Origin of the sequence: Pseudomonas sp. D3-27, assembly GCF_051132165.1 — a bacterium.
Taxonomy (GTDB): domain Bacteria; phylum Pseudomonadota; class Gammaproteobacteria; order Pseudomonadales; family Pseudomonadaceae; genus Aquipseudomonas.
This window is the reverse complement of the sequence record NZ_CP071667.1, coordinates 1,770,309-1,794,201: the sequence shown is the minus strand read 5'-3', so window position 1 is coordinate 1,794,201 and position 23,893 is coordinate 1,770,309. Positions and strand designations below refer to the sequence as shown.

Annotated in this window: 18 protein-coding genes and 1 pseudogene; 9 read left to right on the top strand and 10 right to left on the bottom strand. The window is 61.9% G+C overall.

What is annotated here, in order from left to right; genetic code table 11:
• Window positions 1-45: 45 nt before the first annotated feature.
• The 4 genes from ubiG to J3P92_RS08405 all read left to right on the top strand — a co-directional run bounded on the left by ubiG (window position 46) and on the right by J3P92_RS08405 (window position 3,647).
• Window positions 46-744, top strand: coding sequence for a bifunctional 2-polyprenyl-6-hydroxyphenol methylase/3-demethylubiquinol 3-O-methyltransferase UbiG (gene ubiG, locus J3P92_RS08420; protein WP_434650350.1), 699 nt, complete (start codon window positions 46-48; stop codon window positions 742-744).
• A gap of 4 nt (window positions 745-748) precedes the next feature.
• Complete coding sequence (mupP, locus tag J3P92_RS08415) at window positions 749-1,420, top strand: N-acetylmuramic acid 6-phosphate phosphatase MupP (protein WP_434650348.1); 672 nt, start codon at window positions 749-751, stop codon at window positions 1,418-1,420.
• Window positions 1,421-1,619: 199 nt separating this feature from the next.
• On the top strand, window positions 1,620-2,360 hold the full coding sequence (locus J3P92_RS08410; RefSeq protein WP_420767782.1) for a YciK family oxidoreductase: 741 nt from the start codon (window positions 1,620-1,622) through the stop codon (window positions 2,358-2,360).
• Between the two features lie 360 nt (window positions 2,361-2,720).
• On the top strand, window positions 2,721-3,647 hold the full coding sequence (locus tag J3P92_RS08405; RefSeq protein WP_420767781.1) for a GGDEF domain-containing protein: 927 nt from the start codon (window positions 2,721-2,723) through the stop codon (window positions 3,645-3,647).
• 210 nt (window positions 3,648-3,857) lie between these two features.
• On the opposite strand, the gene J3P92_RS08400 is transcribed toward J3P92_RS08405, so the two are convergent.
• The 7 genes from J3P92_RS08400 to J3P92_RS08370 form a co-directional block, all read right to left on the bottom strand.
• Window positions 3,858-4,628, bottom strand: a complete 771-nt coding sequence (locus J3P92_RS08400; RefSeq protein WP_420767904.1) for a TenA family transcriptional regulator — start codon at window positions 4,626-4,628, stop codon at window positions 3,858-3,860.
• A 79-nt stretch (window positions 4,629-4,707) separates the two neighbouring features.
• Entirely contained in the window at window positions 4,708-7,167 is a 2,460-nt protein-coding gene (locus tag J3P92_RS08395) for an EAL domain-containing protein (protein WP_434563052.1), read from the bottom strand.
• A gap of 190 nt (window positions 7,168-7,357) precedes the next feature.
• Window positions 7,358-9,187 (bottom strand): ABC transporter ATP-binding protein, encoded by a 1,830-nt coding sequence (locus tag J3P92_RS08390; RefSeq protein WP_434563050.1) that lies wholly within the window; start codon window positions 9,185-9,187, stop codon window positions 7,358-7,360.
• Window positions 9,180-9,815 carry a DsbA family protein gene (locus J3P92_RS08385; protein ID WP_434650346.1) on the bottom strand — a complete coding sequence of 212 codons (636 nt, stop codon included), beginning with the start codon at window positions 9,813-9,815 and terminating at the stop codon, window positions 9,180-9,182. The genes J3P92_RS08390 and J3P92_RS08385 overlap by 8 nt, the downstream gene beginning before the upstream one ends.
• 3 nt (window positions 9,816-9,818) lie before the next feature.
• The gene (locus J3P92_RS08380; RefSeq protein ID WP_420767907.1) at window positions 9,819-10,760 is read right to left on the bottom strand and encodes a rhodanese-related sulfurtransferase; all 942 of its coding nucleotides are present in this window, start codon (window positions 10,758-10,760) and stop codon (window positions 9,819-9,821) included.
• A 263-nt stretch (window positions 10,761-11,023) separates the two neighbouring features.
• Window positions 11,024-11,323, bottom strand: coding sequence for a BolA family protein (locus J3P92_RS08375; RefSeq protein ID WP_434650344.1), 300 nt, complete (start codon window positions 11,321-11,323; stop codon window positions 11,024-11,026).
• Window positions 11,324-11,336: 13 nt separating this feature from the next.
• Window positions 11,337-11,858, bottom strand: a complete 522-nt coding sequence (locus J3P92_RS08370) for a DUF2059 domain-containing protein (RefSeq protein WP_434650342.1) — start codon at window positions 11,856-11,858, stop codon at window positions 11,337-11,339.
• A gap of 202 nt (window positions 11,859-12,060) precedes the next feature.
• On the opposite strand from J3P92_RS08370, the gene J3P92_RS08365 reads away from it, so the two are divergent.
• The gene (locus tag J3P92_RS08365) at window positions 12,061-13,455 is read left to right on the top strand and encodes a class II fumarate hydratase (RefSeq protein ID WP_030141034.1); all 1,395 of its coding nucleotides are present in this window, start codon (window positions 12,061-12,063) and stop codon (window positions 13,453-13,455) included.
• A 79-nt stretch (window positions 13,456-13,534) separates the two neighbouring features.
• Here J3P92_RS08365 and J3P92_RS08360 read toward each other — a convergent pair whose 3' ends face one another.
• A complete protein-coding gene (locus J3P92_RS08360) occupies window positions 13,535-14,497 on the bottom strand; it encodes a DMT family transporter (RefSeq protein WP_420767914.1) in 963 nt (320 codons plus the stop codon).
• Between the two features lie 190 nt (window positions 14,498-14,687).
• On the opposite strand from J3P92_RS08360, the pseudogene J3P92_RS08355 reads away from it, so the two are divergent.
• Window positions 14,688-14,882 (top strand): annotated as a pseudogene (locus J3P92_RS08355) (DUF6316 family protein); the annotation flags it as partial.
• 148 nt (window positions 14,883-15,030) lie between these two features.
• On the opposite strand, the gene J3P92_RS08350 reads toward J3P92_RS08355, so the two are convergent.
• Complete coding sequence (locus J3P92_RS08350; protein WP_434610322.1) at window positions 15,031-16,215, bottom strand: thiolase family protein; 1,185 nt, start codon at window positions 16,213-16,215, stop codon at window positions 15,031-15,033.
• A 104-nt stretch (window positions 16,216-16,319) separates the two neighbouring features.
• Window positions 16,320-17,831 (bottom strand): polyphosphate:AMP phosphotransferase, encoded by a 1,512-nt coding sequence (gene pap / locus J3P92_RS08345; protein ID WP_434563044.1) that lies wholly within the window; start codon window positions 17,829-17,831, stop codon window positions 16,320-16,322.
• A 150-nt stretch (window positions 17,832-17,981) separates the two neighbouring features.
• Here pap and mnmC point away from each other — a divergent pair, with 150 nt between their 5' ends.
• From mnmC to ngg, 3 genes are all read left to right on the top strand, one after another.
• Entirely contained in the window at window positions 17,982-19,964 is a 1,983-nt protein-coding gene (gene mnmC / locus J3P92_RS08340; protein ID WP_434650341.1) for a bifunctional tRNA (5-methylaminomethyl-2-thiouridine)(34)-methyltransferase MnmD/FAD-dependent 5-carboxymethylaminomethyl-2-thiouridine(34) oxidoreductase MnmC, read from the top strand.
• A 286-nt stretch (window positions 19,965-20,250) separates the two neighbouring features.
• Complete coding sequence (locus J3P92_RS08335; RefSeq protein ID WP_434650339.1) at window positions 20,251-22,023, top strand: N-acetylglutaminylglutamine amidotransferase; 1,773 nt, start codon at window positions 20,251-20,253, stop codon at window positions 22,021-22,023.
• A 3-nt stretch (window positions 22,024-22,026) separates the two neighbouring features.
• Window positions 22,027-23,772, top strand: coding sequence for an N-acetylglutaminylglutamine synthetase (ngg, locus tag J3P92_RS08330; RefSeq protein WP_420767886.1), 1,746 nt, complete (start codon window positions 22,027-22,029; stop codon window positions 23,770-23,772).
• Window positions 23,773-23,893: the final 121 nt, after the last annotated feature.

The following is a 23,893-nucleotide window of genomic DNA, read 5'->3' as shown; positions in this document are numbered from 1 at the left end:
AAGGCTCGGGGTCACTGATTTTTCAAGTTTTTCGAGGATCTTCACATGAGCAACGTCGACCACGCCGAAATCGCCAAGTTCGAAGCCCTGGCCCATCGCTGGTGGGACCGCGAGAGCGAATTCAAACCGCTGCACGACATCAACCCGCTGCGGGTCAACTGGATCGACGAGCGCGTCAGCCTCGCGGGCAAGAAAGTCCTCGACGTCGGTTGTGGCGGCGGCATCCTCAGCGAAGCCATGGCCCTGCGTGGCGCCACTGTCATGGGCATCGACATGGGCGAGGCGCCGCTGGCGGTTGCGCAATTGCATCAGCTTGAATCCGGCGTCAGCGTGGAATATCAGCAGATCACCGCCGAAGCCCTGGCCGAGGAAATGCCCGGCCAGTTCGACGTGGTCACCTGCCTGGAGATGCTCGAGCACGTGCCGGACCCTTCGTCGGTCATCCGCGCCTGCTTCCAGATGGTCAAGCCCGGCGGCCAGGTGTTCTTCTCCACGATCAACCGCAACCCGAAGGCCTACCTGTTCGCCATCATCGGCGCCGAATACATCATGAAGCTGCTGCCGCGCGGCACCCACGACTTCAAGAAATTCATCCGTCCTTCCGAGCTCGGCGCCTGGAGCCGCATGGCCGGGTTGACCGTCAAGGACATCATCGGCCTGACCTACAACCCGCTGACCAAGCACTACAAGCTGGCCGCCGACGTTGACGTCAACTACATGATCCAGACCCTGCGCGAGGAATAAGTCGATGCGTCTCAAAGCGGTTCTCTTCGACATGGACGGCACGCTGCTCGACACCGCGCCCGACTTCATCGTCATCTGCCAGGCCATGCGCGCCGACCGTGGCTTGCCGCCGATGAACACCCAGCACATCCGCGACGAAATATCCGGCGGTGCCCGGGCTATGGTCGCGGCGACGTTCTCGATGGACCCCGAATCACCGGGCTTCGAAGAACTGCGCCAGGAATTCCTCGACCGTTACCTCAAAGGGTGCGCGGTCCACAGTCACCTCTTCGATGGCATGGCCGAAGTGCTGGCCGACATCGAGGCGGCCAACCTTATCTGGGGCGTGGTCACCAACAAACCGGTACGTTTTGCCGAGCCGATCATGCAGCAGCTGGGCCTGGCCGAGCGCTCGAAAGTGTTGATCTGCCCCGACCATGTGAAAAACAGCAAGCCGGATCCCGAACCGTTGACCCTGGCCTGCAAGATGCTCGACCTGGATCCGGCCAGCGTGCTGTTCGTGGGTGATGACCTACGCGATATCGAGTCGGGCCGCGGCGCTGGCACCAAGACCTGTGCGGTCACTTATGGCTATATCCATCCAGACGACAATCCCAAGCACTGGGGCGCGGATGTGGTGATCGACCATCCCCTGGCCCTGCGTGAAGTGCTGGATAACGCGTTGTGCAGTTGCTGATCTGAGGCCCGCTCTTGTGGCGAGGGAGCTTGCTGTGGCGAGGGGATTTATCCCCGCTGGGGTGCGCAGCGTCCCCAAAAATATAACTGCCACCGCAGTACATCAAACCGAACCCAGAGGGGCGGTGCGACGTTTCGATAAATCCCCTCGCCACAACTGCGCACCACTGACGCATTGTTTTGTTTCGTGAGGTTTCTTTATGTTTGATTACTCCGCCCGCCCCGACCTGCTCGAAGGCCGCATCATTCTCGTCACCGGCGCCGGCCGCGGGATCGGCGCCGCTGCCGCCAAGGCTTATGCCGCCCATGGCGCCACCGTGCTGTTGCTGGGCAAGACCGAGGCCAACCTGACCCAGGTCTATGACGAAATCGAAGCGGCCGGCCATCCGCAACCAGCGGTGATTCCCTTCAACCTCGAAACTGCCCTGCCCCATCAATACGATGAGCTGGCCGCCATGATCGAGACCGAGTTCGGTCACCTCGACGGGCTGCTGCACAACGCCTCGATCATTGGTCCGCGCACGCCGCTGGAGCAGCTTTCCGGCGAGAACTTCATGCGCGTGATGCAAGTGAACGTCAACGCCATGTTCATGCTCACCAGCACGTTGTTGCCGCTGCTCAAATTGTCCAGGGATGCCTCCGTGGTGTTCACTTCCAGCAGCGTCGGACGCAAAGGCCGGGCGTATTGGGGCGCTTATGGCGTGTCCAAGTTCGCCACCGAGGGGCTGATGCAAACTCTCGCTGACGAAGTCGACACCGTAGCGCCAGTGCGTTCCAACAGCATCAATCCCGGCGCCACCCGCACCAGCATGCGGGCCCAGGCCTACCCAGGAGAAAATCCGCTCAACAATCCGACACCCGAAGAAATCATGCCGGTCTACCTGTACCTCATGGGACCTGACAGCCAGGGCGTCAATGGCCAAGCGCTCAACGCGCAGTGACAGCCATCCGCGTCGCGGCGGTTTACCGTCGCGACGCACCCTTCCTCGATGCGCCACCCAACCGAAACGCCAAGCCGTCGCCGCCCCCTTGCTCGCATTACGACCACCGTCAGTCATCAACGCCTTGATTCAATAGTGGTTTTTATCAAGGTGAACTGAATGGCACGAGTTTCGCTCTAACCCTTTTAAACACGCCGTGTCCGGCGAGTAGCGAACATTGCGAAGGGTTTATGCCTGCCAGATAAAGCGGACTAAACTCAACTCAGTGTCCTTCGGGACTGATGGATCAGTACGACGCGTAGCCTAGGGCCACCTCACCCCCGCCGGTCAGGATCGATAAAGTTCAGGGGCTCACGCCATATGAAAACGCCCACACAGACCAACGCGATCGACTTTGATAGCGCCAAGTTGCAGCGCCTGGGCCTGGCCCAGCCGTCTCCACTCGTGGCGCGGCCCGTCAGCCTGTCCCAGCTGCGCCAACAACTTGGTCAACAGTTGCAGACCAGCCTGGAACCGCAACGGATCCTTGGCTTGTTCTTCCGCGAAGTGCAACGGCTGGTGCCCTTGGACGCGCTGGCGTATCAGCACAAGCCCAGCGACCTGCGTATGGAATTCGGCCAACGCGGACACCACAACCTCAGCTACAACCTCAGCCATGAGGGCGAACATCTGGGCGAGTTGGTGTTCCGCCGTAATCAGCGCTTTACCGAGTCGGAACAGAGCGATCTGGAATCGACACTGTCTTCGCTGTTTTTTCCGCTACGCAACGCCTTGCTCTACCGCGCCGCCACCCAAAGCGCCCTACGCGATCCGCTGACCGGCACCGGCAACCGCATCGCGATGGACCAGACGCTGGAACGTGAGATCGACATGGCCCGGCGCCACATGCAGCCACTGTCGCTGTTGATGCTGGACATCGATCATTTCAAGCGGATCAACGACACCCATGGGCATGGTGTCGGCGATGAAGTGCTCAGGGCCGTCGCTGACTCGATCAAGAGCCATCTGCGCAATGTCGACATGGTGTTCCGGTTTGGCGGGGAAGAGTTCCTGATCCTGCTGGCCAACACCAGCCGGGATGCCGCGGCCATGGTCGGCGAACGGCTGCGTTATGCCGCCCAGACCCAGGATTATTTCGCCGGCGGGACAAGGATTGAACTGACCGTCAGCCTCGGCTGCGCGACATTGCTGCCGGGCGAGTCGGCCGAAAGCCTCTTGCGCCGAGCCGACAGTGCGCTGTATGTAGCAAAGCGCGAGGGCAGAAACCGGTTGACGATGGCGGGCTGAAGCCCCAACTGCTTGACGCCGACACACCGCCATCGCGAGCAGGCTCGCTCCCACAAGGGATTGGCGGTGTAGATAAGATCTTCACTCACCACAAAACCACTGTGGGAGCGAGCCTGCTCGCGAAGGGGCCGGGTCTGCCAACACAAGATTAACTGCCAGACCGCCATCGCGAGCAAGCCCGCTCCCACAGGTGGGTCAAGCTATCGGGTATCAGCTACCCGCCAACGCCAGGCGCTCGCGGCTGGGCGGGGTCTTCTCGGCTACGCCCGATTGCTCCAGCTGCATGCATCGTTCCAGGAACAGATACATGTAGTCGTAGCTCTTGCAAACGGCCTGCCGCAGCTCCACCTGCAGCGCCTTGCTCGGGTTCATGCCGGCCAGTGTGCAGATGATTTCCAGCGCTTCCCAAGGGTGGGCATCGTCATATTGGGCATGCATCTTCAGCCATTTCATGGCCCGCTTGCGGTCTTCCTCGGCGAAGGCCGATGCGTAGACGCCATTGGAGCAGACCAGCGCCGACCATTCCCCGGTCGCGCCCTCGATGGCGTAGTTGGTCGCCGCGATCGCCACGATCAGCGAGTCCGCCGAGCTGGTGTGCCAGCACCAATGGCTCAGTGCGTGCAGCTCTGGCGGCACCTGCTGTGCCTGGAGATCCTCGAGCGTCACACCATGGGCGGCGCTCCAGTTCACCCAGTAGTCGGCGTGATTGAGTTCGACACGAATGTTGCGCATCAGCCAGCGACGCGCCATGTCCTCGCCAGGGTGGCGGGCAAAGCGGGTCTTGGTGAGATTCTGTGCCATGTATAAAGCGAACTGTTCAACGACCGGCCAACCACCAATGAGGTAGTGGCGCATGGTCTTGGCGCTGAGCTTGTTGTCACGCATGCGTTGATACAGCTCGTGTTCGACAACCCGGCGCTTGCTCTCGCTGCAATCTGTAATGAGCTGCTGTGCCCATTTCGGATAGCTACTAGCGTCCATGAGCGGGCCTGTTCGGTTGAATGTGTCGATCACTGTCGGGCTCCTTTTGATTGTGATTTTTTGCGGACCAACAAGAGTTTCAGCGGAACGTGCCGGGGGCCTTGAATAACAACGGTTGGGGCCTGGCCGGCCTGCACTGCAATGTGTCACAGGTAAACATTTGTGGACGCTCGATAACATACCCCTGAGCGTAATCCACGCCAATCTCAAGCAATGCCTGTTCGATCTGTACCGTTTCTACGAACTCGGCAATCGTACGCTTACCCATGACGTGGCCGATATGATTGATCACTTCGACCATTGCCCGGTTAATCGGGTCGTCCAGCATATCCTTTACGAAACTCCCATCGATCTTCAGGAAGTCTACAGGTAAATGTTTCAAGTAAGCGAATGAAGACATTCCGGCACAAAAGTCATCCAGGGAAAAGTAACAACCCAAGCCTTTGAGTTCATTGATAAAGCGGATCGCACTGCCCAGATTGGAAATTGCACTGGTCTCGGTAATTTCAAAACAAATCATTTCTGGTGGGATGGCGTACGTCTCAAACTGTTTACGCAGGAAGTCCAGGAATGCCTGATCTCCTATAGTCGTGCCTGACAGATTAATCGCACACATTGCCAACGGACCCCGCCTTGATTCGTTCAGGCACTGGCGAATGATCCTGAAAACATTCTCCACTACCCAACGGTCCAGCGAAGTCATCAGGCCATAACGTTCCGCCGCCGGGATGAAACTGTCCGGCAGGATCATCCGGCCCGCCTCGTCATGCAGGCGCAACAGGATTTCAATGTGACCGCCGCCATGGTCACCCGGACCCAATGCGGCAATTTCCTGGGCGTAGAGACAGAAGCGATTTTCTTCCAGGGCCATATGCAGGCGCTGGACCCAGGCCATCTCGCCGAAACGCAGGGACAGTTCCGAATCGTCGGCATGGTAGACCTGGACCCGGTTGCGCCCTTTTTCCTTGGCCATGTAGCACGCCATGTCCGCAGCCCGCAGGGACGCCTCCAGCGTGGTCGGACTCTGGGCGATGTGCACGAGGCCAATGCTCACGGTGGTCACGAATGGCCGGCCTTTCCATACAAAATGCAGGTTCTGTACGGTCTGGCGCAGACCTTCGGCAATTTTTTCCGCCGCGTCCGGCGAACAGTTTTCCAACAAGATGCCGAACTCATCCCCGCCCAGCCGGGCCAATGTATCGTTTTCCCGCAACCCCGATTGCAGCAGCGCGCAAATATGGCGCAGCAACTCGTCACCCGCGGCATGACCGCACGTGTCGTTGACCAGCTTGAACTGATCCAGGTCGAGAAACATCAAGGCGTGGCGGCCCACTTGACGAGTCAGGTTATGCAGGGCCTGTTCGAGGCGGTATTCGAATTCGCGACGGTTCGCCAGGCCGGTCAATGCATCGTGCGTGGCCTGCCAGGACAGGTTGGCGATGTACTGCCGCTCCTGGGTCATGTCGTGCAACACCAGCACCGCGCCGCTGACCTTGCCCGCGTGGCGGATCGGCGCACCGACCAGCGTGACCGACACGGTGCTGCCGTCCAGCCTCTGGATCAGCTTGGAATGCTCGCTGCCGCCGCCAAGCCGCCCGCTGAGGATATGCTCGATCAATGTCAGCCCCTCGGTCTGGGCATTGTCATCGAGCAGATTGAACAGCGCCGCCAGGGGCAGCCCCGCCGCATGCTCGGCTTTCCAGTGCGTCATCGCTTCGGCCGCGGGGTTCATGTAGGCAATGGCGCCTTCAACGTCGGTGGTGATCACCCCGTCGCCGATCGATTGCAGGGTGATCTGTGCCCGCTCCTTCTCTAACTGCAGCGCGTTGGCGAAGACTTGTCGCTGGGCCAGCAATTTATGCGTGCGCAACAGCGCCAGCACGATCAGCCCCAGGGCCGTGGCGAAGTTGGTCACGAGCAACAGGCGCAGGATGAACCGCGACCCCTCGCCCAGCGCATCGCTGAAAGCTTTGGCGGCCGGCGTCACCGAATCGTTGATCGCAAAAATCTGCGCTTTCCAGCCTCGCACGTCGTTTTCCGTCGCCTCCCCCGCCGTGATGCTGCGGTGCATTTGTCGCGCGACATTATCCAGCTCGGTGAGGTAGCCATCGCCCACTGTCCAGAGGTCGATGGCTTCTTCCAGGTAACTGAAGTGGCGAAAGTTGAGGTACAGCCAGATCAGGCTGGAAACGTCGTCCGGATGATTCCCGCCCTGGAGGATCCCGGCCCGCGCCGCTTCCAGGTCCGGCGGTTGGCGGTCGAGGGCCACGCGAAGGTCATGGCCGCCCTCAGGCACGGCGATGGCCTGTTGGTATTTGCGGAAAATCGATTCGTCACGGCTGTCGGCATACAAATTGAGGTAATAAATGGCGTCTTTCTGGCCCTTGGACCAAAGACTTTCCCCCGCCACATATCCGCGTACCGCAGACAAGACATACAGGCTGACGCCGCCAAGCAATGCTTGAAATAGCACAACGGCAATAAAGGGCCAGACAATGCCCAACAATCGTGGCGTTCCGAGAGTCCGCTTTTGCTTCATGAGGTCCCTTGCACAAGCATTGCCAATGAGCACCCGCGAGAATTCCGCTCCAGATTCCACAGCCTAGGCTAGTTTTCGATCCTTCGAACGAATGGATCACGGGATCGCTTGGCTTGGGGTGGAGATTCGGACGAATCGGGGGCTCTGGCTGATTTTTTTCCGATACTAAGCACAGAAAAGCAAAGGAAACTCAAGGTCGCTGTATTTGTTGCAAGTGACCATAGAGTCGAGCGTACAAACCACCCTCGGCAATCAGTTGCAGATGGTCGCCGTCTTCGGCGATTTGCCCGCCGTCGAATACCAATACCCGGTCGGCCTGTTTCACCGCCGATAACCGGTGGGCGATGATCAAGGTGGTGCGCCCGTGCAGGAACTTCGCCAATGCCTGGTGCAGGTTATATTCGGTGGCGGCGTCCAGCGCCGATGTGGCTTCATCGAGGATCACCACCCGGGGATCGGCCAGGACCATGCGCGCAATCGCCAGTCGCTGACGCTGCCCGCCCGACAACCTCACCCCGGATCGACCCACAACACTCTCCAGCCCCATGGGCAGCGCCCGCACTGTCGATTCGAGCTGGGCGATCGCCAGTGCTCGCCAGCAATCCTCATCGCTGCAATCGCGACCCATGGACAAATTGGCCCGCACCGTGTCGTTGAACAGCGCCGGGTGCTGAAGCACCACCGCGACATTTTCCCGGATGGTTTCCAGGCCGATTTCCTGTTGGCTCGCGCCCCCGAACCGAATACTGCCGGCCTGTGGCGTATAGAGCCCCAACAGCAGTTGCACCAGGGTGCTTTTTCCGCCACCGCTGGCCCCGACGATTGCGACCTTTTCCCCCGGCGAGATGGACAGGTTCATCTGATCGAGCACCCGCTCCTCGCCGTAGCCAAAACTGAGCCCCTGAATGTCGATGCCTACCGTGTCCCGCCCTTTGAATGGGTCGACGCCACCGTCGTACTGAGGCTCATCGGCGCGGGCCAGCAATTCGTTGATGCGATTCAAGGCGCCGGACGCCGCGTAATAGGCGTATTGCAGGTTCAGCAGTTGCTCGACTGGGCCAATCATGAACCACAAGTAGCTGAACACCGCGAGCATCTGGCCCACGGACAGGTCCGAAAACAACACGGTGAGCATGGCCGCGGCGCGGAAAATGTCGATGCCGAACTGGAACAGCAGGCCACTGGCACGGTTCGAGGCGTCGGTTTTCCATTGTGAATTCACCGCGTAGTCCCGGACATCCCGGGCACGCATCCCCAATCGTCCGAGGAAAAATCCCTGGCGGTTACCGGCGCGTACTTCCTGGATGGCATCCAGGGTTTCAGTCAGCGCCTGGGTGAAACGCGAGGTGCTGTCGTTTTCCAGCTTCTTCAGGTGCTTGACCCGCTTGCCCAGCTGCACCGTGGCGTAGATCACCAACGGATTGAACAACAGGATCAGCAGCGCCAGCTTCCAGTGCATCCACATCAGGATCCCGGCGGTGCCCACCAGAGTCAGCATGGCCACCAGGAACCGGCTAAGGGTTTCGCCGACGAACTTGTCCAGGGTGTCCAGGTCGGTGACCAGATGGGTGGTCACGGTGCCGCTGCCCAGGCTTTCGTATTCGCCGAGGGAAATGCGTTTGAGGCGTTCAATCAGCCGGATACGGATGCGATAGACGATGTCCTTGGCCAGGCTGGCGAATAAACGGGCCTGCAAGACGTTGAACAGCAATGCGCCGCAACGCAGTGCCAACGTCACGAGCAGCATCAACCCAATGTAGCCGGCCGCACTCTGCCAGGCCGCCGGCAGCGCATGATTCATGACCTTCAATGCCGCGTCGCCGTGACCCAGCAGGACTTCGTCCACCAGTAACGGCAGCAACAACGGGATTGGTACGCTGCACAGCGTCGCCAGCACGGCAACGCCGTTGGCGATCCACAGGGCTTTCTTGTGCTTGAGGGCCAGGCGACGGATTTCCGCCCAGCTCAACCGATCGATGCGCCGCGTGGCGGATACGCCATCACCGGGCAGGTCAGGCACAGGCCGCGCGCTCCAACCAGCGGCCCAGCAGCGGAGCCAACTGATCCAAAGGTTGGTAGCCGTTGGTCAGCAAGGCCAATTGGCCGTCCCGTTCGGCCAGCAGCGTGGGGAATCCGGCGATGCCCAGGTCTTGTACCCAAGTGAAGTCAGCGGCCGTGGCGGCATGTTGATCGGCGCGATCGAAGGCGGCGGCAAACTCGATGCGAGGCAGCCCGGCCTGCTCCGCCAGTTCCACCAGGACGCTGGCGTGGGTCACGTCGCGACCCTGTGCATAAAAAGCCTGCTGGATCAGCTTCATCAGCGTCCAGGTCATGTCCGGCGCCAGGCTGCGGGCCGTCACCAGCGCGCGGCAAGCGGGCTCGGTGTCATAGACGAAACCGTCCGGTAGCGCACCCTCGAGCTTGAACGGCTGGCCGGTGGCCTGGGTGACCGCCTGCCAGTGTTCCAAGATGTAGCGCCGAGTCGTCGGCTCCAAGGCCGAACCGCTGCCAGTGCGCAAGCCGCCCACCACCAGGTGCAATTCCACGCCCGCGGCCTGCGCCTGCTCGGCCAACGCCTCGGCCACCGGCGCGAAGCCCCAGCACCAGGAACACATCGGGTCCATCACATACAGCAGGCGCGACGCCATGGCTCAAGCCTCGGAAGGTGTTTGCTTGTAGTTGTAGCCGATCGGGTGCGGCATGTTGCGGGCCTTGGCCAGTTCGATCTGCTTTTGCCGGTCGATGGCGCTGCGGCGGGTCTTCTCGCTCAGCTTGTCCCAGCAGTGCGGGCAACTGATCCCGGGCACGTAGTGCTCGGAGGCGCGATCTTCAACGCTCACCGGCGTACGGCATGCATGACATTGATCGTAGTCGCCTTCGCTGAGATCGTGGCGCACGGTCACGCGGTTATCGAATACAAAGCAGTCGCCGCGCCATTTGGTTTCTTCCTGGGGCACCTCTTCAAGGTATTTAAGGATGCCGCCCTTGAGGTGATAGACCTCGTCGAAACCTTGGCCAAGCATATAGCTCGACGCTTTTTCACAACGAATGCCACCGGTGCAGAACATCGCCACTTTCTTGTGCCGGGTTGGGTCGAAGTGGGCTTTGATGTAGTCGGGGAATTCTCGGAAGCTGGTGGTCTTGGGATCGATGGCGCCTTCGAAGGTGCCGATGGCCACTTCGTAGTCATTGCGCGTGTCGATCAGCAGGACTTCCGGATCGCTGATCAAGGCGTTCCAGTCTTGCGGCTCGACATAGGTGCCAACCTGCTTGTTCGGGTCCACGCCGTCGACGCCGAGGGTGACGATTTCTTTCTTGAGCTTGACCTTGGTGCGGTAGAACGGCTGCTCGTCGCAGTACGACTCCTTGTGGTCGATATCATCCATGCGCGGGTCGTTCTTGAGCCAGGCCATCAATCCGTCAATCCCTTCGCGGGTGCCGGAAACGGTGCCATTGATGCCTTCCTCGGCGATCAACAACGTGCCTTTGATGCCGTTGTCGAGCATCGCCTTGAGCAGGGGCTCGCGCAGCTCGACGTAATCTTCCAGGGTGACGAACTTATACAGTGCCGCCACGACAATGGGTGGTGTCATGGGTATTTCTCCAGGTGGCTACCCTCGCAAAGGGTGAACCGGATGCGAAAAAAAACGCGCCGGGTAAGCGGCGCGGTGCGGATTCTAGCAAAAACATATGTATTGCAGGGCTGCAATTGCAAGGCCGGACACTGCCCTGTGGCGAGGGGATTTATCCCCGCTCGGCTGCGAAGCAGGCGCCAGGCTTCCTTCCGGATGGGCCTGTTTCGCAGGCCAGCGGGGATGAATCCCCTCGCCACAACAAGCTACTTCACCCATGACAATCAGTGCTTGCTGCCTCCGGCACAGGTCGGCGAAGCCGGGGCCGCGTCGATCTGGGCCCATTCTTGCGGCGTGTAGGTGTGCAGCGCCAGTGCATGGAATTCGCCCATCAATTCGCCCAGCGTGCCGTAGACCACCTGGTGACGCTTGACCCGATTGAGCCCCTCGAACTGTCGGCTGACCACGACCGCCTTGAAGTGGGTCTGCAACCCACGGCTGTGCATGTGGCTTTCGTCCAGCACTTGCAAGTGCTCGGGCTGCAGAAGCCCAAGGGTCGATTCAATGCGTTGTTGCATGCTCATGCCAGGGCTCCGCTTATGGCTTTTTCTTGGCCGGGGCAGCGGCTTTCGGCTCGAGCTCGGCGGACATGTCCGCCAGCAGCTTGTTGACCACCGGCACCGCGCTTTCCAGCTTGGCCTGGGTCAGTTGCGCCGATTGCTGGGTCAGCTGTGGCATTTTTTCCAGGACTTTCTTGCCCAGGGGAGACTGATAGAAGGACACCAGTTCCTTGAGCTCCGATTCGCTGAAGTTGCTGGTGTAGAGCTTGACCATGTCCGGCTTGAGCTTGTTCCAGCCGATGGCCTGGTCCAGCGCGGCATTGGCCTTGGCCTGGTAGGTTTCCAGCGTGGCCTTTTTCGACTCGGGAGCTTTGGTCTGCTCGAAGCGCTGGGCAAACATCTGCTGTACTTGCATGTAGACGGGGGTACCCAGCTTGTCGGCATGCGCCAGGGTCAGGAACGCTTCGGCACTGGCGTTGTGGCTGGCGGTATCGGCGAAGACAGGGCCGCTGGCACACACCAGAGCAACGGCGGTACAGATGGCACGAAGACGGGTCATCGAGTTTCCTTTTCTAACAGGCGAGGTAAAACCCCAAGGGCGACCATTCTGCGCCTAATAAACGCCGGGGCTCAACCCCGACCCTTGGCGGGGCCGATTGACGGACAGAACCGCGCGCTCCTAGATTGAGGGGTGATTGAGGGAACCGCTGGCGCCCACCAGGGCCTAAACTGCGCATTCAGACCTACAGGAGTTTGACCCGATGAGCCGTATTGAAACCGACAGCCTTGGCCAGGTTGAAGTCCCGGATGAAGCCTATTGGGGCGCACAGACACAGCGCTCCATGATCAACTTTGCCATCGGCAACGAACGCATGCCGCTGTCGGTGTTGCACGCTTTGGCGCTGGTCAAAAAAGCCGCCGCGCGGGTCAACGACCGCAACGGTGACCTGCCCGCCGACATCGCCCGCCTGATCGAGCAGGCCGCCGACGAGGTGCTGGCCGGCCAGCATGACGACCAGTTTCCTCTGGTGGTCTGGCAGACCGGCAGCGGGACCCAGAGCAACATGAACGTCAACGAGGTCATCGCCGGGCGCGCCAATGAGCTGGCGGGCAACCCGCGAGGCGGCAAGAGCCCGGTTCACCCCAACGACCACGTCAACCGTTCCCAGAGTTCCAACGACTGCTTCCCCACCGCGATGCACATCGCCGCCGCCCAAGCCGTCTACCAGCAATTGCTGCCGGCCATCAGCGAGTTGTCGGGTGGTCTCGCGGAACTGGCGGCGCGCCATATGAAGCTGGTCAAGACCGGCCGTACCCACATGATGGACGCCACGCCGATCACGTTCGGCCAGGAACTGTCCGCGTTCATCGCCCAACTTGATTACGCCGAACGAGCGATCCGGGCCGCCTTGCCGGCCGTCTGCGAGCTGGCCCAGGGCGGCACGGCGGTGGGCACAGGGCTCAATTCCCCCCATGGTTTTGGCGAAGCGATTGCCGCTGAGTTGGCGGCGCTGTCCGGCTTGCCCTTCGTTACCGCGCCGAACAAGTTCGCTGCGCTGGCGGGCCATGAGCCGCTGACCACATTGTCCGGCGCGCTGAAGACCCTGGCCGTGACCCTGATGAAAATCGCCAACGACCTTCGCCTGCTGGGTTCCGGGCCGCGAGCGGGGTTTGCCGAGGTGAAATTGCCGGCCAACGAGCCGGGCAGTTCCATCATGCCTGGCAAGGTCAACCCGACCCAGTGCGAAGCCTTGTCGATGCTCGCCTGCCAAGTCCTGGGCAACGACGTGGCCATCGGTTTCGCCGCCAGCCAGGGTCACTTGCAGCTGAACGTGTTCAAGCCGGTGATCATCCACAACCTGCTGCAATCGATCCGCCTGCTGGCCGATGGCTGCAGCAACTTCCAACAGCATTGCATCGCCGGCCTCGAACCGGATGCCGAGCAGATGGCGGCGCACCTGGAACGCGGATTGATGCTGGTGACGGCGCTGAACCCGCACATCGGCTACGACAAGTCGGCGGAAATCGCCAAGAAAGCCTACAGCGAGGGGCTGACCCTGCGGGAGGCCGCGTTGCAGCTGGGGTACCTGACCGATGAGGAGTTCGAGGCCTGGGTCCGGCCGGAGAACATGCTGGAGGCCGGTGGGCAGGGTTGAGTTTGTTGTCCTGAAGGCCGCCATCGCCAGCAGGCTCGACATCACCATACATGACACCCACCTACGCTCCCTCAGCGATCTAGCGACCCACCGCCAAACGCTCGCGCCGGGCCCTGAGCCCGGCGATGAGCGATGGTCCCAACGCCACCAGCGCGGATCCCAGCACGACCAACACCGCCCCGCCATACCCCAAAACGTTGATCTGTTCGGCATGGACATACTCGGGCCACCACCAGGCGGCCATCGCCACGGCGGCGAACGTCACCAGCGGCGTGATCGCCAGGGTCGCGCTGACCCGCGAGGCTTCCCAATGGGCCAGCGCCTCGGCAAACGCACCATAAGCAATCAACGTGTTGAGGCAACAGGCGAGCAACAGCCAGCCCTGCAATGGGGTCAGTTGCAACGCCTCCAGCGGATGTACCCAAGGCGTGAGCAACAACGCGCAGAACAGGTAGATCACCATCATCACTTGCAATGAATTCCAGACCGTCAGCAGTTGCTTCTGGCCCAGGGCATAAAACGTCCAGACCGTCGACGCAGACAGCACCAGCAAGACCCCGGCGGTGTAGTCGCTCAACGACGTCAGCAACTCGGTGAGACGCTGGTTGAAGAACAGCGCAAAACCAATCAGCAACACCAGCAGGCCAATGCCCTGCCCCACGCTGAAACGCTCCTTGAATACAAACAGACTGGCGACCAGCAGCATGATCGGCCCCATCTGCACCACCAGTTGCGCCGTACCGGGACTCAAGCGGTTCAGGCCCATCAGGTACAGAACGTAGTTACCCACCAGCCCCAACACCGCCATCACCACCAGCCAGCCGCCACGCGGTCCGAGCACCTTGCGGCTGGGCAGGCGCCGTGTCGCCGCCAGGTACACGAAGAGCAACCCGCCGGACACCGTCAGCCGAAACCAGGTCACCGTCACCGGATCCATCACTTGCAGCACTTGCTTGAGCTTGATCGGCAGGATTCCCCACAACAGGGCGGTCAACAAAGCCAGAAGAAGCCCGTAGACCCAGCGACCGGACGATATGTGCATGCAACCCTCGAAGCCCTCGATATGAACGCCCATTCTAGGCTCGGATCGATCGGTGGCACAGGCACAATCGGGCATTTGGCGCCGACGCAATTGTACGGGTCGCTAGCCGTCGATCGGCTGGACAGGCGCAAACCTGCGACACCACATATGCTCAATTGAGACAACCACGCAGCCCCCATGGAGACCCGAAATGCCAGGAACGCGCGCAAACGATACAGACGCCCCCAAGACAGTATTCCGAAGTGACCGGATCTGCCGGGTGAATGGCGAATTTTATTTCAATACGCGCGAAGGCACCCAGGAAGGTCCGTTCGAAACTCGTGAGGCGGCGGAGCAGGAGATTGCGGCATACATCCAACGGATGCAGAAGTTGCCCAAGGTGGCTGAACAGTTTGCAGCTCCCGTGGCGAGGGAGCTTGCTCCCGCTGGGCCGCAAAGCGGCCCTTCTATGGTTCATACCCAGTAAAAAGGGGCAACTGCTTCGCAGCCGAGCGGGAGCAAGCTCCCTCGCCACGAAGCTCCAGAGGCGGCGCTTATCGCACCGCCTCGAACAACCCCGTCGCCCCCATCCCGCCGCCCACGCACATGGTCACGACGCCATAGCGCAGGTTGCGCCGTTGCAACTCCCGCACCAGATGCCCCACTTGCCGCGAGCCGGTCATGCCGAACGGGTGACCGATGGAAATCGAGCCGCCGTTGACGTTGTATTTCTCGTTATCGATTTCCAACCGGTTGCGACTGTAGAGGCATTGGGAGGCAAACGCTTCGTTGAGCTCCCACAGGTCGATGTCGCCAATCTGTAGCCCCTTGGCCTTGAGCAACCTGGGCACCGAGAACACCGGGCCGATGCCCATCTCGTCCGGCTCGCAACCGGCGACGGTAAAGCCGCGGAAAAACGCCTTGGGTTTGAGCCCCAGGGCCAGCGCTTTTTCCAGGCTCATCACCAGCGTCATCGAGGCGCCATCGGACAGTTGGGAAGAGTTGCCCGCCGTCACCGAACCGTCCTCGGCAAACACCGGCTTCAAGCCGGCCAGGCTTTCGTAGGTGGTATCGGGGCGGTTGCAGTCATCGCGGTCAACCACACCGTCCAGAATCTGAACCGCGCCGGTGTTCTTGTCCTCGACCCGGTACTTGACCGTCATCGGCACGATTTCATCGTTGAATAGCCCTTCGGCCTGGGCCCGGGCCGTGCGCTGCTGGCTCTGCAAGGCGTAGCGGTCCTGCTCCTCGCGGCTCACCTGATAACGGCGCGCGACGACCTCGGCAGTCTGACCCATGGGAAAGTAGATCCCCGGCACTTGCTCCTTGAGTAATGGGTTGATCAAGTTGTCGGTGTTGACGCTCTTCATCGTCAGGCTGATGGATTCGACGCCGCCGGCGACGATGATCTCGCTGCAACCCGAGGCGATCTGGTTGGCGGCAATCGCGATGGCTTGCAGGCCCGAGGAGCAGAAACGGTTGAGGGTCATCCCGGCGGTGCCGATGCCCAGTTGCGAGAGCACCGCCACGTTACGCCCGATGTTGAAGCCTTGGGCGCCTTCGTTGGAACCGGCGCCGACGATGCAATCCTCGACACTGGCCGGGTCGATGTCGTTACGCGCCAGCAACGCATTGACGCAATGCGCCGCCATGTCGTCCGGACGGGTCATGTTGAACTTGCCGCGAAAGGACTTGGCCAATCCGGTCCGTACGCTGTCGACGATCACCACTTCACGCATGGCGGCACCTCATTGTTGTTATCGGTTAAGAGTGGATTCGAGGATAAATCCACCGCATAACCGAACGCGACAATCATTCACCCCGCGTATGCGTGCCCATCGTGCTAGCTCTTTTTCCGCGCTTGCCTGGCGGAACGCTCGAACGCGGCCTCCAGCGCGTCATTGAGCGTGCGCAACACCTTGACCCGGGCCCAGCGCTTGTCATTGGCCTCCACCAGCGTCCAGGGCGCGATCTCGGTGCTGGTGCGATCGACCATGTCGCAGACCGCCGAGCGATAGGCGTCCCACTTGTCCCGGTTGCGCCAGTCGTCCTCGGTGATCTTGAAGCGTTTGAAGGGGATTTCCTCCCGCTCCTGGAAGCGCTCCAGCTGCGTTTCCTTGTCGATCGCCAGCCAGAACTTCACCACCACCACGCCGGCATCGGCCAGCTGTTCCTCGAAATCATTGATTTCGCCGTAGGCCCGCAGCCAGTCGGCGCGGCTGCAAAAGCCTTCGACCCGCTCCACCAGCACCCGGCCGTACCAGGAGCGATCGAACATGGTGAACTTGCCCCGGGCCGGAATATGTCGCCAGAACCGCCACATGTAGGGGTGGGCACGTTCTTCCTCAGTGGGCGCGGCAATCGGCACGATGCTGTACTGGCGCGGATCGAGCGCCGCCGCGACCCGGCGGATGGCACCGCCCTTGCCCGCCGCGTCGTTGCCTTCGAACACGGCCACCAGGGCATGCCGGCGCATGCGCTTGTCGCGCAGCAGGCCGGCGAAGCGGGCCTGCTCGGTGATCAACTGTTCTTCGTAGTCGGCCTTGTCCAGACGTAGCGTCATGTCCAGGCTATCGATCAAGGTCACCTGGTCATCCAGCGCTGGCAACGGCGCCACGTTGACCTTGGCCGCCTTGACCTTCGGCCGATCCAGGGCCTGGCGCAAGCCTTCGAGCAAGATGCGTCCGACCGCAAGGCTGCGATAACAAGCATCCACCCCTTCGATCACATGCCACGGCGCGTAATCGCGACTGGTGCGGCGCAGCACGCGCTCGCCGTACTTGACGAACTTGTCGTAGGTCTTCGACTGCTGCCAGTCCAGCGGGCTGATGCGCCAGCTGTGCAGCGGATCGTCCTTGAGGCTTTTAAGGCGGGCCTTCATCTGTTTCTTGGACAGGTGAAACCAGAACTTGAAGATCAGCGCGCCCTCATCGCAGAGCATTTTCTCCAGGCGTTCGGCACCGTTGATCCCCTGGTCGAGCCGCGGGTCCTTGAACTCGCCGTGGACCCGCCCTTGCAGCATCTGGCTGTACCAGTTACCGAAAAAAATCCCCATGCGCCCCTTGGCCGGCAGCATCCGCCAATAGCGCCAGGCCGGCGGCCGCGCCAGCTCCTCGTCAGTCTGCTGGTCGAAGGTGCGGACCTCGATCAATCGCGGATCCATCCACTCGTTGAGCAACTTCACCGTCTCGCCCTTGCCCGCGCCTTCGATGCCGTTGATCAGTACGATGACCGGGAAACGCCCCTGCTGGTGCAGCTCGTATTGCGCTTCGAGCAACGCTTCGCGCAGTGCCGGGACTTCAGCCTCATAGGTTTCTTTATCAACGACGTGACCGATTTCGGCGGACTCGAACATGGGCAGCTCCTTCAAGGAATGGGGCAAGACTAGCGGATTGGATGCGCGCCTGCGCAGCAGATTCCTTCCGCGTGCGGGCACCCTTGCCTTGGATCAAGCAACGCCTTGCCGATCGGCTAGAATGGCGCCTTCATTTTCGCCGAGCCCGTCATGACGCCCATTCAACACCACGCCCAACTCGACTGGGACGACCAGGGTCGCCCCCGCTCCCGGGTGTTCAACGATGTCTATTTCTCCGACCAGTCGGGCCTGGAAGAAACCCGCTACGTGTTCTTGCAACAGAACAACCTCGCCGAGCGTTTCGCCGGGCTGGCGGAGGGCGGGCGGCTGGTGATCGGTGAAACCGGGTTTGGTACCGGGTTGAATTTCCTCTGCGCCTGGCAGTTGTTCGAGCAATGCGCACCGGCCGGGGCACGGCTGCATTTTGTCAGCGTCGAGAAGTTTCCCCTGAGCCCCGAGGACCTGCGCCGGGCCCTGGCCTTATGGCCCGCGCTCAAAGTCCAGGCCGATCAATTGCTCGGGCAGTACGTGGCGATCCACCCAGGTTTCCAGCGCCTGACCCTGGCGAGCGGCCGGGTCACCCTGACGTTGTTGATTGGCGATGCCCTGGAGCAATTGCCGCAACTGGATGGGCGGATCGACGCCTGGTTCCTCGACGGTTTCGCCCCGGCGAAAAACCCCGAGATGTGGAGCGCCGAGCTGTTCGCCGAGCTGGCGCGACTGGCCGCGCCGGGGGCTACCCTCAGCACCTTCACCAGCACCGGCTGGGTGCGGCGCCGGTTGAACGCGGCGGGTTTCAAGATGAAGCGCACGCCAGGCATCGGCCATAAATGGGAGATTCTTCGCGGCGTGTTCCTCGGTTGGCCGGAGCAGACGCCGGCACCCGCGCCGATCAAGCCCTGGTACGCCCGGCCCGCCCCGCATACCGGCGAGCGGCGGGCCTTGGTCATCGGCGGCGGACTGGCCGGTTGCGCCAGCGCGGCCAGCCTCGCGGCCCGTGGCTGGCACGTGACCTTGCTGGAGCGTCACGCTGGGTTGGCCGAGGAAGCGTCCGGCAATCCCCAGGGCGTGCTGTACCTCAAGCTGTCGGCCCACGGCACGGCGCTGTCGCAGATGATCCTCAGCGGTTTCGGCTACACGCGGCGCGTGCTCGAACACCTGCAGCGCAGCCTCGACTGGGACGGCTGCGGTGTCCTGCAATTGGCCTTCGATGCCAAGGAAGCCGAGCGCCAGGCGCGCTTGGCCGAGGCCTTTGCGGCCAGTCTGTTGAAGGCGCTTGATCGCGACGAGGCCGAGGCGCATGCCGGCATTGGTTTGCCCAGCGGGGGCCTGTTTTACCCCGAGGGCGGCTGGGTGCATCCGCCAGCGCTGTGTCGCTGGCAGGCTTCGAACCCTGCGATTACCTTGCAGCCACACCATGAAGTGTTGGAACTGCGGCGTGTCGACGGCCAATGGCAGGCCTGGGACGGCGAACGTTGCGTGGCCAGCGCACCGGTGGCGATCCTCGCCAGCGCGGCCGAGATCAAACGTTTCGAGCCTGCCGCCGAGCTGCCCCTCAAGCGCATTCGCGGGCAGATCACTCGCCTGCCGCAAACCACCCGCAGCCAGCGCCTGGCAACGGTGGTCTGTGCCGAAGGCTACGTGGCGCCGCCGCGAATGGGCGAGCACACGTTGGGCGCCAGTTTCGATTTCCACAGCGACGACCTGACCCCCACCGCCGCCGAGCATGCCGGTAATCTTAAGATGCTCGAAGATATTTCCGTGGACCTGGTAGACCGGCTCAACGCCAAAGCGCTGGACCCAGCGCAACTGGAAGGCCGCGCGGCGTTTCGCTGTACCAGCCCGGACTACCTGCCAATCGTCGGGCCACTGGCCGATCACTCCGCCTTCATCGAGGCGTATTCGGTTCTGACCAAGGACGCCCGTCAAGTGCCCGACGCCCCCTGCCCCTGGCTCGACGGCCTGTACGTCAACAGCGGCCACGGCTCCCGAGGCCTGATCACCGCGCCGCTGTCGGGCGAGCTGATCGCCGCGTGGCTGGAGAACGAACCGCTGCCCCTGCCGCGAAGCGTGGCCGAGGCCTGTCATCCCAACCGATTTGCGTTACGGGCGTTGATTCGGGGCAAGGCCTGACGGACTTTGACGATTCGCCACATTCTCCTGTGGGAGCGAGCCTGCTCGCGAAAGCGGTGGTTCAACCGGCTTAGAAGTTGGCTGAACCACCGCCTTCGCGAGCAGGCTCGCTCCCACAAGGTCTAGTTTTTCCTGGACAAATGTCGCAAGACCCACAGCCTCCATCCGTCGGCTTATAACGCATCGATATAAAACTCACAGCCATCCCTCCGGTCAGTTTCAGAGTACCCGCCCTTTTGGCGTGTATGGCTTGACCCCTCCCCAACGGAAAAACCGGTAAGGACTTATGTGCGGATTAGCTGGTGAGTTACGTTTCGATCAACACCCTGCGGACCTTGCGGCCGTAGAGCGCATCACCCATCACTTGGCCCCTCGCGGCCCCGACGCGTGGGGCTTTCATAGCCAGGGCCCAATTGCCCTCGGCCATCGACGCCTGAAAATCATGGACCTGTCCGACGGCTCGGCCCAGCCGATGATCGACAATCAACTGGGCCTGTCACTGGCGTTCAACGGCGCGATCTACAACTACCCGGAATTACGGGCCGAACTCGAAGGCCTGGGCTACGCCTTTCATTCGGGCGGCGACACCGAAGTGCTGCTCAAGGGCTATCACGCCTGGGGCGAAGCTCTGCTGCCCAAGCTCAACGGCATGTTCGCCTTCGCCATCTGGGAGCGCGACGCCAAGCGGCTGTTCATCGCCCGTGACCGTCTCGGCGTGAAGCCGCTGTACCTGTCTCGCACCGGCCAGCGCCTGCGCTTCGCCTCGGCATTGCCGGCATTGCTCAAGGGCGGCGACATCAACCCGGTGCTCGACCCGGTCGCGCTGAATCACTACCTCAATTTCCACGCGGTCGTCCCGGCGCCTCGCACCTTGCTGGCTGGCATCGAGAAGTTGCCCCCGGCCACTTGGATGCGCGTCGAGGCGGATGGCAGCACCGAGCAGAAAACCTGGTGGACGCTGCCATACGGCCCCCGGCCCGACGAGCAGAACCTCAACCTGGAAGACTGGATCGAGCGCGTACTGGACAGCACCCGCGAAGCGGTCGCCATCCGCCAGCGCGCCGCCGTCGATGTCGGCGTGCTGCTGTCGGGCGGCGTGGACTCGAGCATGCTCGTGGGCCTGCTGCGCGAAGTCGGCGTTGACGACCTGTCCACCTTCTCCATCGGCTTCCAGGACGCCGGCGGCGAGCGCGGCGACGAGTTTCAATATTCAGACCTGATCGCCAAGCACTACGGCACCCGCCACCATCAGTTGCGCATCGACGAAAAAGAAATCATTGAACAGTTGCCCGCCGCGTTCCGCGCCATGAGTGAACCGATGGTGAGCCACGACTGCATCGCCTTCTACCTGCTCTCGCGGGAAGTGGCCAAGCACTGCAAAGTGGTTCAGAGCGGCCAGGGCGCCGATGAGTTGTTCGCCGGTTACCATTGGTATCCGCAGGTGGATGGCGCCAGCGACCCGTATGCGGCCTATCGCTCGGCGTTCTTCGACCGCACTTACGAGGAGTATGCCGCCACCGTTCAACCCAAATGGCTGACGGCCAACGATGCCGCCGGAGACTTCGTCAAGGAGCACTTCGACCAGCCGGGCGCCGATGCCGCCGTCGACAAGGCCTTGCGCCTGGACAGCACGGTGATGCTGGTGGACGACCCGGTCAAGCGCGTCGACAACATGACCATGGCCTGGGGCCTGGAAGCACGCACACCGTTCCTCGACTACCGTCTGGTGGAGCTTTCCGCTCGGGTGCCGGCCAAATTCAAGCTCCCCGAGGGCGGCAAGCACGTGCTCAAGGAAGCGGCACGCCGGGTGATCCCGAGCGAGGTCATCGACCGCAAGAAAGGCTATTTCCCGGTGCCGGGCCTCAAGCACCTTGAAGGCAACACCCTGGCCTGGGTCCGTGAACTGCTGCTGGATCCGAGCCAGGATCGCGGCCTGTTCAACCCGACCATGCTTGATCGCCTGCTGACCGACCCCAACGGCCAGCTGACGCCGTTGCGCGGTTCGCGGCTGTGGCAATTGGCAGCGCTGAACCTGTGGCTCAGCGAGCAAGGAATCTGACCGATGAAACCCCATTCCACCCTCCACAACCAACGACTCTTGCGCGGCCAACCGCCGTCCTACGAACGCTTGCAGGCACGCCTGGCCGAAGACGGCAGCGAACTCAATGCCGCCCCCATCGCCGTGCATTGCGGCTGGGGCCGGCTGCTGATCGGCCATACGTTCCCGGACCCGGCGACCCTGGCCCAGGAACTGCTCAACGAACAACCCGGCGAACGGGACATCGCCCTGTACGTCGCCGCGCCCCAACAAGTGCTGGGGCTGGAGCCGGCGCACCTGTTTCTCGATCCGTCCGACACCCTGCGCCTGTGGTTCAGCGATTACCGACAAGCCACGCGAGTATTCCGCGGTTTCCGGATCCGCCGCGCCCAGAACGATAGCGACTGGCAGGCCATCAATCAGCTGTACCAGGCTCGCGGCATGCTGCCCATCGACCCGGAGCGATTGACACCGCGCCATCAAGGTGGCCCGGTCTACTGGCTGGCCGAGGACGACGACACCGGCGCGGTGATTGGCAGCGTCATGGGCCTTAATCACCAGAAAGCCTTCAACGATCCAGAAAACGGCAGCAGTCTCTGGTGCCTGGCGGTGGACCCACAGTGTTCACGCCCCGGCGTTGGCGAGGTGCTGGTGCGCCACCTCATCGAGCATTTCATGAGCCGGGGCTTGAGCTACCTCGACCTGTCGGTACTGCACGATAATCGGATGGCGAAAAACCTCTATGCCAAACTCGGTTTCCGCAGCCTCCAGACCTTCGCCATCAAGCGCAAGAATGGCATCAACCAGCCGTTGTTCCTTGGGCCCGGCCCCGAGGCGCAATTCAACCCCTATGCGCGGATCATCGTCGAGGAAGCGCATCGTCGCGGCATCGAAGTGCAAGTGGACGACGCCGAGGCCGGCCTGTTCACCCTGATGCACGGCAGCCGCCGGATTCGCTGCCGGGAATCGCTGAGCGACCTGACCAGCGCAATCAGCATGACGCTCTGCCAGAACAAGAGCCTGACCCACAAAGTGCTGAAAAACGCTGGCCTGAACCTGCCGGCCCAACAGCTGGCGGGCAATGCCGACGACAACCTGGCGTTTCTCGATGAGCATGAACGGGTGGTCGTGAAGCCGTTGGACGGCGAACAGGGCCAAGGCGTGGCGGTGGACCTGCGCACGATCGAAGAAGTACAGGCCGCCATCGAAGCTGCCCGGCGGTTTGACAGCCGGGTATTGCTAGAAAGCTTCCACGAAGGGTTGGACTTGCGAATCCTCGTGATCGGTTTTGAAGTGGTGGCCGCGGCAATCCGTCGCCCGGCCGAGGTAATCGGCGACGGGCAGCACACCATCGGCGCGCTCATCGAAGCCCAGAGCCGACGGCGCCAGGCCGCTACCGGCGGTGAGAGCAAGATCCCGATGGATGCCGAAACCGAGCGCACCTTGAGCGCGGCCGGTTATGCCTACGATAGCGTGCTGCCCAAGGGTGAGCATCTGTTCGTACGGCGCACGGCGAACCTGCATACCGGTGGCGTCCTGGAGGACGTGACCGCCATCCTCCATCCGACCCTGGCCGATGCGGCGGTTCGTGCAGCACGGGCCCTGGACATCCCGATGGTCGGCCTGGACCTGCTCGTCCCGGCGGCTGATCAACCGGAATACGTGTTCATCGAAGCCAACGAACGCGCCGGGCTGGCCAATCACGAACCGCAACCCACCGCAGAGCGTTTTGTGGACTTGTTGTTTCCCCATAGCCAAGCGGTGGTCTGAGATTTCTGTGGCGAGGGAGCTTGCTCCCGCTGGGCCGGGCCGGCCACCAGCGCGAGGCGGCCCTGCTGACTCACTTAGTGCTCCGATTTGAGCTCAAGGCGACTGCTTCGCAGTCGAGCGG

Coding starts and splice junctions, on each gene's coding strand:
- mnmC (WP_434650341.1), top strand. CDS start 17,982: ATGACGCCCATTCAACACCACGCCCAACTCGACTGGGACGACCAGGGT.
- J3P92_RS08380 (WP_420767907.1), bottom strand. CDS start 10,760: ATGACACCACCCATTGTCGTGGCGGCACTGTATAAGTTCGTCACCCTG.
- J3P92_RS08375 (WP_434650344.1), bottom strand. CDS start 11,323: ATGAGCATGCAACAACGCATTGAATCGACCCTTGGGCTTCTGCAGCCC.
- J3P92_RS08410 (WP_420767782.1), top strand. CDS start 1,620: ATGTTTGATTACTCCGCCCGCCCCGACCTGCTCGAAGGCCGCATCATT.
- J3P92_RS08405 (WP_420767781.1), top strand. CDS start 2,721: ATGAAAACGCCCACACAGACCAACGCGATCGACTTTGATAGCGCCAAG.
- J3P92_RS08400 (WP_420767904.1), bottom strand. CDS start 4,628: ATGGACGCTAGTAGCTATCCGAAATGGGCACAGCAGCTCATTACAGAT.
- mupP (WP_434650348.1), top strand. CDS start 749: ATGCGTCTCAAAGCGGTTCTCTTCGACATGGACGGCACGCTGCTCGAC.
- J3P92_RS08395 (WP_434563052.1), bottom strand. CDS start 7,167: ATGAAGCAAAAGCGGACTCTCGGAACGCCACGATTGTTGGGCATTGTC.
- J3P92_RS08370 (WP_434650342.1), bottom strand. CDS start 11,858: ATGACCCGTCTTCGTGCCATCTGTACCGCCGTTGCTCTGGTGTGTGCC.
- J3P92_RS08385 (WP_434650346.1), bottom strand. CDS start 9,815: ATGGCGTCGCGCCTGCTGTATGTGATGGACCCGATGTGTTCCTGGTGC.
- pap (WP_434563044.1), bottom strand. CDS start 17,831: ATGTTCGAGTCCGCCGAAATCGGTCACGTCGTTGATAAAGAAACCTAT.
- ubiG (WP_434650350.1), top strand. CDS start 46: ATGAGCAACGTCGACCACGCCGAAATCGCCAAGTTCGAAGCCCTGGCC.
- J3P92_RS08350 (WP_434610322.1), bottom strand. CDS start 16,215: ATGCGTGAAGTGGTGATCGTCGACAGCGTACGGACCGGATTGGCCAAG.
- J3P92_RS08365 (WP_030141034.1), top strand. CDS start 12,061: ATGAGCCGTATTGAAACCGACAGCCTTGGCCAGGTTGAAGTCCCGGAT.
- ngg (WP_420767886.1), top strand. CDS start 22,027: ATGAAACCCCATTCCACCCTCCACAACCAACGACTCTTGCGCGGCCAA.
- J3P92_RS08335 (WP_434650339.1), top strand. CDS start 20,251: ATGTGCGGATTAGCTGGTGAGTTACGTTTCGATCAACACCCTGCGGAC.
- J3P92_RS08360 (WP_420767914.1), bottom strand. CDS start 14,497: ATGCACATATCGTCCGGTCGCTGGGTCTACGGGCTTCTTCTGGCTTTG.